The organism is bacterium, assembly GCA_019695305.1.
In the GTDB taxonomy this organism is placed as follows: domain Bacteria; phylum UBA10199; class UBA10199; order UBA10199; family JAIBAG01; genus JAIBAG01.
Map to the genome: position 1 here is coordinate 101897 of JAIBAG010000001.1, position 14063 is coordinate 115959.

Annotated in this window: 15 protein-coding genes; 8 read left to right on the forward strand and 7 right to left on the reverse strand. The window is 37.7% G+C overall.

The genetic code is table 11. The features are described from left to right. Window positions 1–159: 159 nt before the first annotated feature. Window positions 160–1596: a radical SAM protein gene (locus K1X76_00490; protein MBX7147534.1), complete on the reverse strand. Its 1437-nt coding sequence runs from the start codon at window positions 1594–1596 to the stop codon at window positions 160–162. A gap of 395 nt (window positions 1597–1991) precedes the next feature. On the opposite strand from K1X76_00490, the gene K1X76_00495 reads away from it, so the two are divergent. The 5 genes from K1X76_00495 (at window position 1992) to K1X76_00515 (ending at window position 7815) form a co-directional block, all read left to right on the forward strand. After that, the gene (locus tag K1X76_00495) at window positions 1992–4010 is read left to right on the forward strand and encodes a TonB-dependent receptor (GenBank protein MBX7147535.1); all 2019 of its coding nucleotides are present in this window, start codon (window positions 1992–1994) and stop codon (window positions 4008–4010) included. Between the two features lie 144 nt (window positions 4011–4154). Continuing rightward, on the forward strand, window positions 4155–5570 hold the full coding sequence (locus K1X76_00500; GenBank protein ID MBX7147536.1) for a sigma-54 dependent transcriptional regulator: 1416 nt from the start codon (window positions 4155–4157) through the stop codon (window positions 5568–5570). 145 nt (window positions 5571–5715) lie between these two features. After that, window positions 5716–6165 (forward strand): response regulator, encoded by a 450-nt coding sequence (locus tag K1X76_00505; protein ID MBX7147537.1) that lies wholly within the window; start codon window positions 5716–5718, stop codon window positions 6163–6165. 165 nt (window positions 6166–6330) lie between these two features. Then, window positions 6331–6774, forward strand: a complete 444-nt coding sequence (locus tag K1X76_00510; GenBank protein MBX7147538.1) for an Hsp20/alpha crystallin family protein — start codon at window positions 6331–6333, stop codon at window positions 6772–6774. Window positions 6775–6870: 96 nt separating this feature from the next. Then, window positions 6871–7815 carry a J domain-containing protein gene (locus K1X76_00515; GenBank protein MBX7147539.1) on the forward strand — a complete coding sequence of 315 codons (945 nt, stop codon included), beginning with the start codon at window positions 6871–6873 and terminating at the stop codon, window positions 7813–7815. A gap of 358 nt (window positions 7816–8173) precedes the next feature. Here K1X76_00515 and rsmA read toward each other — a convergent pair whose 3' ends face one another. The 6 genes from rsmA to pal (K1X76_00545) all read right to left on the reverse strand — a co-directional run bounded on the left by rsmA (window position 8174) and on the right by pal (K1X76_00545) (window position 12262). After that, on the reverse strand, window positions 8174–8992 hold the full coding sequence (gene rsmA, locus K1X76_00520) for a 16S rRNA (adenine(1518)-N(6)/adenine(1519)-N(6))-dimethyltransferase RsmA (protein ID MBX7147540.1): 819 nt from the start codon (window positions 8990–8992) through the stop codon (window positions 8174–8176). Next, window positions 8979–9449 carry a DUF2062 domain-containing protein gene (locus K1X76_00525; protein MBX7147541.1) on the reverse strand — a complete coding sequence of 157 codons (471 nt, stop codon included), beginning with the start codon at window positions 9447–9449 and terminating at the stop codon, window positions 8979–8981. The genes rsmA and K1X76_00525 overlap by 14 nt, the downstream gene beginning before the upstream one ends. A 15-nt stretch (window positions 9450–9464) precedes the next feature. Next, on the reverse strand, window positions 9465–10496 hold the full coding sequence (gene tsaD / locus K1X76_00530) for a tRNA (adenosine(37)-N6)-threonylcarbamoyltransferase complex transferase subunit TsaD (GenBank protein ID MBX7147542.1): 1032 nt from the start codon (window positions 10494–10496) through the stop codon (window positions 9465–9467). Between the two features lie 6 nt (window positions 10497–10502). Further along, the gene (ybgF, locus tag K1X76_00535; protein ID MBX7147543.1) at window positions 10503–11282 is read right to left on the reverse strand and encodes a tol-pal system protein YbgF; all 780 of its coding nucleotides are present in this window, start codon (window positions 11280–11282) and stop codon (window positions 10503–10505) included. 84 nt (window positions 11283–11366) lie between these two features. After that, window positions 11367–11804, reverse strand: coding sequence for a peptidoglycan-associated lipoprotein Pal (pal, locus tag K1X76_00540; GenBank protein MBX7147544.1), 438 nt, complete (start codon window positions 11802–11804; stop codon window positions 11367–11369). A 41-nt stretch (window positions 11805–11845) separates the two neighbouring features. Next, on the reverse strand, window positions 11846–12262 hold the full coding sequence (pal, locus tag K1X76_00545) for a peptidoglycan-associated lipoprotein Pal (GenBank protein MBX7147545.1): 417 nt from the start codon (window positions 12260–12262) through the stop codon (window positions 11846–11848). 97 nt (window positions 12263–12359) lie between these two features. On the opposite strand from pal (K1X76_00545), the gene K1X76_00550 reads away from it, so the two are divergent. Genes K1X76_00550 through K1X76_00560 form a run of 3 tightly spaced genes read left to right on the forward strand, consistent with a single transcriptional unit; the run spans window position 12360 to window position 13937 of the window. Continuing rightward, window positions 12360–13166, forward strand: a complete 807-nt coding sequence (locus K1X76_00550; GenBank protein MBX7147546.1) for a hypothetical protein — start codon at window positions 12360–12362, stop codon at window positions 13164–13166. Between the two features lie 43 nt (window positions 13167–13209). After that, window positions 13210–13569, forward strand: a complete 360-nt coding sequence (locus K1X76_00555; protein MBX7147547.1) for a hypothetical protein — start codon at window positions 13210–13212, stop codon at window positions 13567–13569. Continuing rightward, on the forward strand, window positions 13569–13937 hold the full coding sequence (locus K1X76_00560) for a PilZ domain-containing protein (protein ID MBX7147548.1): 369 nt from the start codon (window positions 13569–13571) through the stop codon (window positions 13935–13937). The genes K1X76_00555 and K1X76_00560 overlap by 1 nt, the downstream gene beginning before the upstream one ends. The last annotated feature ends 126 nt before the right edge of the window (window positions 13938–14063 follow it).

The window sequence follows — 14063 nt, forward strand, 5'->3', positions numbered from 1 at the left end:
AAACAAAAAGCCCCCATAAAGGGGGCTTTTTGCGATAATAAACAGGTCAATTTTAATATACTACAGGTTTGCAGCTCATCATTTTGGGTTTATCTTTTTTAACACCTTTTTTAATTACGATAGTATTCATAACTGCTCCTTTTTAGTGGCGAGGTTTAGTTAAACTGAGAACATTCCGATGTCCCCGCTATAATCATCAGAAGTCTCTTGATTAAAAACAGTTTTAGTTTCAAGATTGGCGCGTGTTACATCCAGCCCATCTTCATAGCCAATGGTCTCATTTAAATTGCGTTCAAACATTTCCTGCACCATTTGCTTAAAATAAAGTTTGTCACACGAACCTATGCTAAAATCCTGGTAGCGCTCAAAACCCACAGCCTTGCAACCACCAGCACAAACAGGAATAAACGCGCAATCACCACAGTCTTTCCACGGCGTAATACCTGTACCCATGCGTTCATCCACCTTTTTAATATCAGCGCCCTGCCATATATCGCCCGAGGCAAATTGTTCTTTGCCCACCATGGCCGAGCATTTGTAAAGTTTCCCGGTCATATCCACTCCAAAAAAACTTTTACGGTGCAGTTCGCACGGCCCAATACCAATTTGGTCGTTTGACGGTAAGTTTTTGGATTGAATATAATTGCGGGTACGCATCATCACCTCTACGTGATGAGCATCAAAAGCAGGTCCTGTAAAATCGGTACGCACAGGCGCTTCTGTTTTTTGTTCGTACGCCTGAATAGGCTTAAATTCGGCACTAAAAATATTATTTCTAAACGGAGAATCGTTTAAACGATCCACCAGCTGCTTTAAACTATTTTCGTTTTGTGAATTAAAATTGCCACCAATATAAAAGGGAATGATACCGGCCAGATCCGATAAATTAGCCCAAATTTTATCAAAGGTTCCTTTACCACTTTGGGTTACACGCAATTTATCGTGGTCGTGCTTATCACCATCGAGTGTAATTTTAATCCATTTAAGTCCTAGTTTAATCCATTCTTTCACTTTCTCCCGTTTTAGCATCACGCCATTGGTTACTATTCCAAATTCAAACTCCGTATTTTGTTTAAGACAGAAACGCTGCGTTTCTGTAGCAATATATTCAAGAACAGGAACGTTCATTAAGGGTTCACCACCAAAAAAGGTAATGGCAACTTTTTTGGATTTATATTTCAAAACTCTTTCATTATTGAATTCTACAAACTGGCGCGCCGTTTCCATGCTCATATTAAGCCCCTTGGCCAAAACATCTTTTTCAAAGCAGTAAGGACAGCGCAAATTGCAGGTACGTGAGGTTAAAAGAAGGTAAGAAAGCTCTTCGTAATTGTTGCGTACTTTTTCATCAAACCAATTTAAAAAATCTTGTTTTTCATTGGTATTGTCATCAACCAAAAAACCGCATTCAACAAACGTTTCGCATAGTTTTTCTTCGGCATCTGTTAGTGGAGTTTTATTTTTTATTTTATTTTTAAATGTGTGAAGAATATTTTTGTCGTCACATAATACTTGCGAATCGGAAAATGTATTATATACAAGACAACGTTTTTCATGAGCCTTCTCGGCAATAACATTGAATTTCGACCACTGCATGAAAGCCCCCCTTTTTTGCAATGTTGCTGCAGTGAGTTAAGCAAGGGCTGTACCAAACAAGGGGCTATAATATTTTAGGGTTGTAACTTATTTGAATTGCTCTGTTTTTTTTAAATATTTCTTAAATACGTGTTTTTTTATAGAGCACTTTCTTGGATAAATACATTTTCGAATGTTCATAAAATGAATGGATAGAAAAATATCCATGCTGTTTATGCTATGATTTTTTAATGTCTTATCAAACTCTTATGTGAGGGATAAATTTTATCTAGGATTTGGATAAATTCTTATCCATATATATTTCGTAGATTTTCATAAATTCAAAATTTATAGCCTTTTTTTATAGACACCGCCATCAATCGCCTCTAGATAAAGGAAATATACTTTAATTTTTCATGCATAGTAAATTATCTATTTTTATTTCTTTGTTTTTACTTTTGTCTTCTACCGCTTTTGCATCGCCTACTATCGAAATTTCGGTAATTGCCAACAAAACAGAGGAAAACAATTCAAAAATACCTCATACGGTAGATGTCATTTCTCATAAAAAATTGGCTCTGCAAAAGAATGCTACCATCAGCGATATGCTGCATCAAATTTCGGGTCTTTATGTGGCTGAAAAGGGTTTAAGCGGCGACGATTTAGATATCCGTATGCGTGGCTCCGATCGCGATGAAGTGTTGGTTCTTTTTGACGGCGTTCCAATTGAGGGCAATGGAGAAGCCAGATCGTTTTTTCTTAACATGATGCCCGTTGAATTTATTGACCGTGTAGAAATTATTAAAGGCGCACAAAGTGTTTTATATGGCTCCAATGCTGTTGGTGGAATCATCAATATTATTAGCCGAAACGGCTCAAAGCAAGAACCCCATTATTTTGCCAATTTTGCTTACACTACTGATAATTCTTTTCGAGAGGCTTTGGGTACAAGCTTGGGCAATGAAAAAACAGCTTTTAACATGGGGGTTATGAGGGACGACTCTAAAATATTAAATCACTTTAACGATCAATCCGACACCACGGGGTTACACCTTAATCTCAATCATCAGGTTTCCCCCGGTTTTAAAGTAACATGGGGATTAGATACATTTTTTGGCCGACAAAATTTAGCCTACGATCAAATTAATGCGTTTGGAGCCACCGTTAATTCGTATGTAGTGCCTGATGACGATATTAAAAGAAAAATAGGCTGGTTTCAGTCTTACATCAAGCTAGAGGCACAAATTACCGAGCGTTTTAAATCGGCCCTTCAAATTGCCGGCAACTATTTAACCGAGACACTGGCTAATACTAATGCGGGTGATAGCCCCGTGGATGAAAATGGTTTGCCACTGGATGCCAGCTCGCAATATTATTTGGGTCATTCTTACCGCATTTATACCGATTTTTTAAATCAGTACCGTCTTTTTAAAAGCTCTAACATTAAAGATGATGTACAAGTAGGCATCAGTGTCATTCACGATCATTTAGATTTTATTAATAATTCATATCCGGGAGACATAGGCGCTGGCCTCCCCTCTACCGATAGTTATCCCAGCCCTGGTGAAAAATCGGGACGAGAAAATTATTCGTTTTATTTTCAAAATCTTTTTTACTGGAATAATTTTACGCTTACTACAGGTGCCAGAATAGATCATAATACCACCTTTGGCAGCGAATGGTCTCCGCGTGTTGCGGCATCGTATGAGTTCAAAAAAACATCCACCACTATAAGAGCCAGTTACTCAGAAGGATTTCATGCTCCTACCATTGCCGAATTTTTTGATGCCACCATTGGTAGCACAGTAACGGCATTGTCTTTAAAGCGCCATCAAGAAACCACACAAAGCTATGAGGCCGGTATTGAACAAAACTTGTTCGATAATAAATTAAAACTACGCGGCACTTATTTTTACATCAGCTACAACAAGCTGCTGGATATCTTAGAAGCGATCAATAGTGCTAACTCGTGGGGTATTGAAAATGATGTTTCTACATCGCTTGTTCCCAAAACCAAATTAGGAATCAACTACACATTTAACCATACCCATAATGACGATACGGGCAAAGAACTTACCATGCGCCCACATCATATGCTTAATACTTATGTGGAAATGGAGCCTATTGCCAATTTTACAATTAGGCCAGAACTTCAATATGTTTCTAGAAGAAAAAATCCTGAAACCATCAGCCTTACTATAGGAGATTTTCCAGTACAGTTTTTTAATTCAAAGGGTGAAACGAGTACCTATACCAGCAGTCATACCGCTCTCAATCTACTGCTCAATTATAAATGGATAAATCCTACTAAAAATTTAAAGGCTGTTAATCTGTATGCAAAAGGAACTAACTTATTCAATAGTCGGTACGATAATAATTATGGTTATCCTGTAAACGGTTTTAGAGTTACTTTTGGTAGCAATTTTGAATTTTAAGTATGCCTAATGATGAGATATTTTTTAACCTTTATGAGGGGAAACATTATCTAAAAACTTATCCAAGAAGCTTATCTATTTTATTGAAAAATATAGATTTTTTCTTGCCTTCTCTCATAGCCCTATAGTATCTCTAACAAAAACGTGGATGAACTTATAAAACAAAATTTTCGAAAGTATAAAATTCTTGCTGTAGACGACGATCCTTCCATTTTGGATTTCATCGACACAATTTTAGGTGGCGATTATCAAATCTTAAAAGCCAGCTCGTGTGAAGAAGCAAAGCGTATCAGTTATCAGGAAGATTTTCAGCTAGTCTTGCTCGACTATTCTTTACCCGATGGCACGGGCGAAGAGCTTTTAAAATATTTTAAAGATATCAATGAAAACGTAGAAGTTATCATGGTGACCATGCACCAAGATATTAAAAAAGCTGTGGCCTGCACGCAGCTGGGCGCCTTTGATTATATTGATAAAGATTTTGACCCTGATGATTTAAAAAATTTGGTTCATAATGCCATCACCAAATATTTACGGCAGCGTAAAATTATTTCTCTTGAGAGCGAAATTGAAACTTTAGTGCAAGATCAATTCATTTTGGGCTCCAGCCCCAAAATGCATAAAATTAACGACATTATTGCCAAAGCCTCTCAAGTACCGGCTACAGTGCTTATTACCGGTGAATCGGGAACCGGAAAAGAAGTGATAGCCCGTCGCATTCACACCTTGTCCGATCGCAAATTCGGCCCTTTTATAGCGCTTAACGTGGCTTCTGTACCCCCTGATTTAATTGAATCTACTCTGTTTGGCCACGAGCGTGGTTCTTTTACCGGTGCCCATAAACTTCATTACGGAAAATTTGAGCTAGCCGATAATGGGACACTCTTTTTAGATGAAATTGGTGATTTGCGAATTGACTTACAAGCCAAGCTTTTGCGTGCTTTACAAGAAAATATTATTGAACGTGTTGGCGGCAACCGATCTATTCACACTAATGTTCGTATTATTGCCGCCACCAATGCTCATTTGGAACAAAAAATTTTAAAGGGTGAATTCAGAGACGATTTATTTTATCGCCTTAATGTATTACGAGTGCATTTACCCCCGTTACGAGAACGATTGGAAGACATTCCCGATTTTGTGCGCTTTTTTATTAGAAAATATAATAAAAAATTTAACCGTAATGTTGAAAATATCTCGGAACTGGTTTTGTCTATTTTGGCTCACTACACCTGGCCGGGCAATATCCGCGAACTTGAAAATTTAGTTGAGCGCCTCATTGTGTTATCAGAAAAACCCTATATTACCGAAGGTGATATTCCGGTAGAATACTTGGTAAGTGATTTTGAAACGCTTAAAAAGCGATCTCCTGATGGTGATATTTTGGTTCAAGCAACCGAAGCTTTTGAGCGTAGCTTCATTTTAAAAATTTTGGAAAAAGAAGAATGGAATCAGACTAAAACTTCCCAACGTCTTGGTATTCATCGCAAAACCCTTGAATATAAAATTAAAAAATACGATCTGGGCGCTATCATTGTTCAAAAAAGAGCTACAGCTTAATTGTTAATTTTTTATTTTAGGATAAAAATATATCCATATATTATCAGTTTCTGGATAAAAAACTTATCAAATTCAATGGTTTATCATTATTTTTTCCGTTAAAAATCTTCCGTGGGGTTTTCTTTTATGGCATTATAGAGGGAGTATGAATTATTCAGTATCTTCTTTAAAAACGTTACTAATTGTAGATTCTCATCTTTTGGAAGTTCAGAGTTTGAACAATATTTTAGAAAAAAGTCATTATAAAGTTTTAGCCACGAGTGATGCCGCCACCTCGTGGAGAACCATTCAAAAAGATTCGCCCGATATTTGCTTAATTGTAATTTCAAGTCTTGAAAGCCTTAATTTAATTCTTAACATACGCAGGCATTATACTCCCGAACAATTGCCCATAATTGTTATTGGAAACAAAAACGAGGAGGAATCTTTAATTGAAACTTTAGACCATGGGGCCAACGATTATATTGTAAAACCCTACAATAAAAAAAGTGTGCTCAAAAAAATCTATAACTTAATTTGTATTAAAGAACTCACGGCCCAACATATTCAGCTTAAAAACAGGCTTGAAAACATTCTGGAAAATTCCCCTTCATAATCATTTTTAAAAAATTTTAGCCCCATCCCTTGACGTTTAATACAGGCCACTTATTTTACGTTAGTCTCCTGCAGGACATATAAAAATCAGGGCTTTCCCGCTGTTGCAAATGTATTGCAACAAAGGGGGCTTATTAGGCTTAATAAAAGCTAAAAAGGAGATAATATGTTACTAACAAAGTGGGATCCGTTTGAACAATTAACAAGTCTGCAAAGCGATATCGATCGCCTGTTTCAGGGTAAACTTGTACAAAATCAAAAGCGCGATTGGGTTAATCCCGATTGGTTGCCTGCGGTAGATATTCACGAAGATAAAGAAAATTTTTACTTCGATTTCGAAGCTCCTGGCCTGGATAAAAAGGACTTTAACATATCAATCAATGATCGTGTCCTCACCATTAAAGGTGAACGAAAAAGGGAAGAAAAAAAAGAAGGTAAAAATTATTTTCGTCTTGAACGCTCTTACGGGCAATTTACTCGCTCGTTTGAACTTCCCGAAACTGCCAATACCGCTAAAATTGATGCGGAGTATAAAGACGGTATTTTAAAACTAAAGCTTTCCAAAAAAGAGGAAGCAAAACCTCGGCAAATTGAAGTAAAAGTAACCTAAAAACTCCTCCCTTAAAGGCCCAATTCACTTTTTTTGTGATATTGGGCCTTTCATGGCCTTTGACAATTTGAAAAACTGACATATGATGTTTTTTGTATGGCAAACGACTTTTACAAAATCCTGGGTATTGAAAAAACAGCTGCTACCGATGAAATAAAATCGGCCTTTAAAAAGTTGGCCCGAAAATACCATCCCGATGTCAATCCGGGTGATAAAAAAGCAGAGGAAAAATTTAAACAAATTTCCGAAGCTTATGAGGTTCTTTCCGATCCTAAAAAACGCAAAGAATACGATACAATGGGTGCCTTTAATTTTGAGGGTTTTCCCGGTGGTGGAGGCAGCAATTATCAATACACCTATTCCTCGGGCCGTAATCCTTTTAGCGGAGGGCCTGGAGGGCCCGGTGGTTTTGATATTAACGATTTGGGAGAAATGTTTGGTGATTTGTTTGGTGGCCAAGCTCAAAAATCGCGCGGTCGTCGTGGTGGCTTTAAGCCAGAACCGCAAAAGGGAAAAGATTTAGTATTTTCGGTTAATATCGACTTTTTAGAAGCTGCAGGAGGAGCCGAAAAAAATATTCGTTTAAGTAATGGTGTTTCGCTTAAAGTGAAAATACCAGCCGGTGTTGATAATGGTTCGCGTATTAGACTTGCTGGTAAAGGTGAGCCCGGCATAAATGGTGGAGAAGCCGGGGATTTGTTTATTGAAACGCGAGTAAACGATCATCCCTTTTTTAAACGCCAGGATGACGATATCACGCTGCTTCTGCCTATTACTGTATTAGAAGCTTTAAAAGGAGCCAAAATAAAAGTACCAACCCTTGATTCTGCGGTCTCCCTCACCATTCCTCCCTCGTCTCAAAGTGGACAAAAATTGCGTTTAAAGGGAAAAGGGATGACGAATATGAAAACTAAAGTAACGGGCGACCTTTATGTAATCCTGCAAATCACTGTGCCCCAGCATTTGGATAAAAAGGCGATAGAAAAACTGGAAGAAATTTTCGCAAACGAAGAAGACCCCCGAAAAAAATTCGCTAAATAATCTGTCAAGTTAAACTTAAGCCTTATTCTGGTTTCTTCACTCATTGTTGTACTTTTCTTTTTTCTAACATCGTCCAGAATATCAGCCTTCATCGCAAGGCGCTGGATCAAAAGCCTGCCTTCTCCCCTAAAACCCGGGGTACAAACCTTAAACTTTAGAAGAGTCTGCTATAAAACGGAAAGTTTTGATTTATCGGATGGTATTTACATTTTTGTAATGGGGCGTGAAGCCAGTTATGCGATACCGGCAAATGCAACCGGCGGCACTGCGCTTCTGGATTGGATGAACAAAAAAAATATTTTTAAATCTACCCTGTTTTTGGAAGCGATCCAAAAAAGTCTATGGTCTGTTTCCCTTCTTAATTTCCTAAACAATTCTTTAGCTCTTTTGAAATAACTACTGTTTCTACAGGACTAAACTCTTCAATACGACGCGCAGAAAAAGGAAGGCCCTTTAACTGTTCACGGTTAAAAACAAATTTATTTTGAACAGATAAGCCAGAAGCAATAGTTTTACGGCGATGTTGGTATAAAAGCGGAATTACTTGCCAAAAAAATTGTTCGTCGGCTTCTCTCAGCAAGGATTCTTGTAAAAAGTCAAATTGTACAAAACTGGAATCCACACGAGGACGCGGCCTGAACACCGATGGCGGAAGGTAAAAAAGAATTTTTGGTTTGGTGTAAAGCTGTGCCCATAAGGATAAAAGACCGTAATCCTTGGTTTTAGGTTTAGCCACCATGCGCAGCGCCACCTCTTTTTGAAACATAAGAAAAAGTGATGAGAAATACCTACGGTTTTGAACTAACTTAATAAAAATCTGCGATGAAACATTGTACGGTAAATTCCCCACCACCACAGCACGGGATGGAAAATTATATGATGATAAATCCCATTCTATAAAATCGGCTTCGATTACATGAAATGAGGATTCATTTTTAAAACTTTCTTTTAAAGACGCTGCGAGCCAACGATCTTTTTCAACAGCCACAAAATGAACAACACCAAAGGTTTGCTCGAGCACCGAGAATATCTTATGGGTAATAGCGCCCTGACCAGGTCCAATTTCCAATACAACTTCGGAATTTTGGGACAAAACAGCTTTTGCAATTCTTAATTGATGATTGCCATCAATTAAAAAATTCTGTCCCAGGCTTTTTTTAGGTTTATGGGTGTTCATGACGATCTCTTAAGCGATGTAGCCATTCTTCCTTTTTATGAAGAATAATTGGATAAATTTTACAGACAACAAAATAACTGCAAATAGCAGAAACCATTCCTAAAACTATGCCTCCAAGGGAAAGAGGTATAAGAATTTCTTTTCCTAAATTAAAGATATTCATGAGGGAATCTGGACTTAATTCCCGTTTTTTTTCTCCCATGATAAAAAGGCCGGTTTCATAGGCGGCATAAAACATGGGAAAAAGGGTGATAGGGTTGTTGATCCACACCCCAATAATAGCAGCAACTTTGTTTTTACGCAGCAACACCATAAGTCCTGCGGCTAGCAGGGTGTGAAACCCCAATAGTGGCGTAAATGAAATAAATACACCTACAGCAAAGCTAAAAGCTACTTCTTTGGGAGTAACATGCGACAAAAGAAGATTGCGCAAAAGTAGTTTTAATTTTTTAAGCATATTTGAGAAGAACCCTTACCACAAAGGGCGTGTTGCATAAGCATTGGCATCAAGAGATGTTTTGCTGTTTTTTAACAATTGGTGATGGCCTACATAAGCAATCATGGCGCCATTATCGGTACAATTAATGGGCTTAGGAAGATGAATGTTAAGGTTTTGTTGTTGTGCCAAATCGGTCATGTTACGACGCAAGCGTGAATTAACAGCCACGCCACCCGATACCAAAACGTTACAAATGCCTGTTTCTTGCGCCACCATAGCTACTTTTTCAACTAATGTTTCTGCCACTTCACGTTGAAATGAGGCACATAAATCTACAATAAAGGGGTCTTCGGAGGGGTTTGTAGACACCACATCTTTGCGGTTATTCTCCATCACAACCTTAAGAACCTGAGTTTTAAGACCGCTAAAACTAAAAAAGTTTTTTCCTCTCTTTACCCGGGCACGCGTAAATTTAAATTTTTGATCATTTCCCTTTTGAGCAAGCTTATCTACTACAGGACCGCCTGGGTAACCCAGGTTTAATAATTTGGCTACTTTATCGTAAGCTTCGCCGGCTGCATCATCTACTGTTTCGCCAATACTTTCTACCGTTTCAAAATCTTTTACCTTATAAAGTGCTGTATGTCCGCCAGACACCACAAGACCAATAAATGGAAATACTTCAGGAAATTCTAAAAATGGACTAAATAAGTGTCCCTTTAAATGATGCACCAGAGTAAGTGGGATTCCCAAAGTATAAGCAAGCGACTTTGCATACGACAAACCAACCAGCAAACAACCAATAAGGCCAGGCGATGCAGTAACAGCAATACCGGTAATATCAGATAACTTTAACCCTGCCTTTTGTAAGGCTGTATCCACCACGGTATCCAAATTTTCAAGATGAGAACGCGAAGCAAGCTCGGGCACTACACCACCAAAGGGAGCATGCTGTTTAATTTGCGAGGAAATAACATTGGCTAAAACTTCTTTACCATTTTTTAAAATGGCAACCGATGTTTCGTCACACGAGGTATCAAAACCTAAAATGATGCTATCTTGCATAAATGGTTACAGTGCGGATATTTTCTTTTCAACGGCTTCTTTAGCCCGTTCTTCCAACACACGGTCAATAGAAGCAATTACACCCTGAGCCTGAATGGCTTCGTTAGATTGAGGAAATTGGGTAATGAGTTTGTTTAAAAAAGCTTTGGAATCATCAAACGATTGCATTTCAAAAAATGACATCCCTTGCTTAAGCAAAGAAGGAGCTACTTTAGAGCCTTTTGGAAAATCCTTAATCACACGTTGAAATTCACTAACCGCTTTTGGAAAATCTTTCATGGCAAATAAACTTTCACCCACCCAATATTGGGCGTTTTCCACATAAGGACTTTTGGGATTATCGGCAATAAAGGTTTTAAGAGCCGTAAGAGCACCTTGATAATTGTCATTATTTAAAAGTCCCAAACCTTGCTGATAAGTCTGAAATTCTTTTAAACTTTTTACAGCTGTGGTTGGCAATAATCCCGCTTTTTTCAATTCTTCCAATTGTGTTACAAGAAGATGGTTTTTATCTTCCAGCACTTCTAATCGACGCTGATTGTCTTTAATAATGTTTTGCTGATTGGTGATGGTATAACTATTTTGATCAACCATGCCGTTTAATTTTTGAAATTGGGCCAATACTTCCTGCAATTGATTCATAGCTGTTGCCAAATTTTTAGATTGTGCGTCCAGCACACGCGTTAACTCGGCTACTTGGTCTTCGGTGCTTTCTCCTTTGGCCTGCGCCGTTATTGAAAAAAAACCAAAAACACCCAAAAGAAAAAAAGTAAAAATTTTTTTCATGGTACTTAAAACTAAAATAGGGGAAGCCGCCTGATGCGCTTCAGACAGAAACCCCTATTTTAACTCTCCTTTAGAAGGACGATATTAAAACTTTACAAATTCTGCCCGGCGATTTTGCCACCAGCACGATTCGTCGTGTTCACTACATGCCGGCTTTTCTTCACCAAAACTCACAACATTGAGTGAAGAGGGATCCACACCGCGATTGATGAGATAGTTTTTTGCCGAACGGGCACGTCTATCACCTAGGGCCAAATTGTATTCGTTGGTGCCCCGCTCATCGCAATGACCTTCTACCGTTACCGATTTATTGCCACCTTTTAAAACAGAAGCATTATTATCGAGCACCGATACTTGATCGGAACGGATAGTAGAATCATCATAATCATAATAAACTGTTTTAAGTCCGGCAACAGAACTAGGGGCATAACCACCAGACGATTCGGGACTTTTTTTGGCTTGGCATGCCACTCCTGCAAACCCAACCAAAACAACCAAAGTAATTTTCAAAAAATTTTTCATATATCACTCCATATAAAATGCTATGTTCCGAATAGCAAAAATTATCTTCTTACAAATTCGTCACGACGGTTTTTGTAGTATGATGCTTCGCTTTTACCTTTATCTACTGGGCGTTCTTCACCGTAGCTTACAGTACGAATACGCTTTTCAGAAACACCCTTGCGTTCCATGTAATCTTTTGCGGCTTCGGCGCGTTGATCACCTAACGCCAAATTGTATTCGTTGGTACCACGTTCATCACAATGACCTTCAACCACAATATTGGTTGCTGTGTGCTTTTTAAGATACTTAATATTACTGTCGATCACTTTAACCTGGCTGGGGCTTATAGAAGAAGAATCATAATCAAAATGAATACGGTTTAAATTGTTGGCCGAATCACTACCCTTTTTTTGACAAGCAACACCGGAAACCGCTAGAATTAAAACTAAAAATAATAACCCTTTTTTAAAACTCATGAATGCCTCCTGAAAGATTAAGAAAAAATGATCAATATACTTATTTTACTTTTTCTTCTAGGTAACATAGTGTTCTTGCAGGGTCAACCGATTTGCCATGAAAAATTTGAAACAAAAAATCAAAATTGGAATTATTCAAACGCCTCTCACGCTGGTGTTTGATAAAAATTTTTCCATCACACAAAAATTAATTCATTCACTTCTTCGCAAAAAACCCGATCTGATTATTTTGCCAGAAATGTTTTTAGGTGCACCTTCGCATCCTTCAGAACGATTATTTTTTTCTAAAAATTACCAAAAAGCTGTTCAAAACATAACAGATACGGCTAAAAATTTTAAAACGGCCTTTTATTTCTCATATCTCAAAAAAGAAGGCTCACGTTACTTTAATACAGCTATTTTTATAGATAAAACGGGTAAGATTTTATCAAAATATCATAAAATTCACCTTTTTACATTTGGAAATGAGCAAAAAGTTTATAGTTCTGGAAAAAAATATGCAACTTTTGACTATTTGGGCCATAAAATGGCTGGAATTATATGCTATGACCTTAGATTTCCTGAATTATCCCGTGTTTTAGCTCATTTAGGCTCAAAAATACTCTTCGTTTCGGCGCAATGGCCAAGTTCCCGCAATGCTCATTGGGAGGCCTTGCTTAAAGCCCGGGCTATTGAAAACCAGATGTTTGTTGTGGGCTGTAACCGTTTGGGCCGTAAGGAAAAATTGAATTTTAAAGGGAATTCGCTGGTTTTTAATCCTTGGGGCGAATGTGTTCTTAAAATGTCGGCTTTGGAACAATCTAAACTTGTCACCATTAATTTAAAAGACGTGGATACAATCCGTAAACAATACCCATTTTTTAAAGAGAGACTCGGTACTCTTTTGTGGCGTCTTAGCGCATAAGCCATTGGCCACACTTTATTTTTAATGTTATGGTAGGTTTTTAATGAAACAAATTCTTTTTATTACACCTTCTATTTTGGCGGCTAATTTATTACTAGCCGTAACCTCTCTTTTAAAATCAGAAGTGGAGCTAACGGTTTTGCATTCGCTGGATGCGTTGGAAGGAAATCAATTTAAAAAAGTACATTTGGTCCTTGCCGACCAGCGCGTTTTTTTACCAAACCAAAATACAGAAAAGCAAAAAGAGATTCTTTTTAATCATCCTAAATTGACCCGTTCTCGTTTTTTTCTTATTCATGATAACCCGCAAAACTTTGATACAAAAGGATTTGCCACTTGTCTTTTAAAACCTTTTTTACCAAACGATTTGGCACGTGCTATTGAGAAAGGATTAAAAGGCTAATGCTATTAGTTTTAAACGAAAAACGACTTTCTCCCCGAGCCAGTATTAAAACACGTGTGATACTTGAAGATGAATTTGGCCAAGGGTTTTTGTATTTAATGTCATCCAATATTTCGGTATCGGGTATTTTTGTAGAAGCCCCGCCACTGTTTAAAAATGGCACTCGCCTTATGCTATCGTTTCTTTTAGAAGAAAATAAAGAACCTCTACGCTTTGTAGGAGAAGTAGCCCGTTATACACTCCCACAAAAAGGCCCCGGGCGACGCCGCAAAGATGCTGTTACGGGCATGGGTATCCATTTTATCAATTCCACCTCTGATCAAATTAGAAGCATTGAGAACTTCATTTATTCTCAAAATGAAAAGTAAAATAATCCCTACCGTCAAAAGAATGATCTTTTTCGCGGCCTAATCTTTAATTAAAGCGTGAAAATATATAAAAACTAATAAAATCATATATTTATAATCTTACAAAATGCTTCCCTGTGGCATTTG

What these genes read in the sequence shown, in the direction of transcription:
- tsaD (MBX7147542.1), bottom strand. Translation starts at nt 10,496, where the DNA reads ATGCAAGATAGCATCATTTTAGGTTTTGATACCTCGTGTGACGAAACA.
- pal (MBX7147544.1), bottom strand. Translation starts at nt 11,804, where the DNA reads ATGAAAAATTTTTTGAAAATTACTTTGGTTGTTTTGGTTGGGTTTGCA.
- K1X76_00515 (MBX7147539.1), top strand. Translation starts at nt 6,871, where the DNA reads ATGGCAAACGACTTTTACAAAATCCTGGGTATTGAAAAAACAGCTGCT.
- K1X76_00560 (MBX7147548.1), top strand. Translation starts at nt 13,569, where the DNA reads ATGCTATTAGTTTTAAACGAAAAACGACTTTCTCCCCGAGCCAGTATT.
- rsmA (MBX7147540.1), bottom strand. Translation starts at nt 8,992, where the DNA reads ATGAACACCCATAAACCTAAAAAAAGCCTGGGACAGAATTTTTTAATT.
- K1X76_00495 (MBX7147535.1), top strand. Translation starts at nt 1,992, where the DNA reads ATGCATAGTAAATTATCTATTTTTATTTCTTTGTTTTTACTTTTGTCT.
- K1X76_00550 (MBX7147546.1), top strand. Translation starts at nt 12,360, where the DNA reads ATGAAAAATTTGAAACAAAAAATCAAAATTGGAATTATTCAAACGCCT.
- K1X76_00525 (MBX7147541.1), bottom strand. Translation starts at nt 9,449, where the DNA reads ATGCTTAAAAAATTAAAACTACTTTTGCGCAATCTTCTTTTGTCGCAT.
- ybgF (MBX7147543.1), bottom strand. Translation starts at nt 11,282, where the DNA reads ATGAAAAAAATTTTTACTTTTTTTCTTTTGGGTGTTTTTGGTTTTTTT.
- K1X76_00490 (MBX7147534.1), bottom strand. Translation starts at nt 1,596, where the DNA reads ATGCAGTGGTCGAAATTCAATGTTATTGCCGAGAAGGCTCATGAAAAA.
- pal (MBX7147545.1), bottom strand. Translation starts at nt 12,262, where the DNA reads ATGAGTTTTAAAAAAGGGTTATTATTTTTAGTTTTAATTCTAGCGGTT.
- K1X76_00505 (MBX7147537.1), top strand. Translation starts at nt 5,716, where the DNA reads ATGAATTATTCAGTATCTTCTTTAAAAACGTTACTAATTGTAGATTCT.
- K1X76_00555 (MBX7147547.1), top strand. Translation starts at nt 13,210, where the DNA reads ATGAAACAAATTCTTTTTATTACACCTTCTATTTTGGCGGCTAATTTA.
- K1X76_00510 (MBX7147538.1), top strand. Translation starts at nt 6,331, where the DNA reads ATGTTACTAACAAAGTGGGATCCGTTTGAACAATTAACAAGTCTGCAA.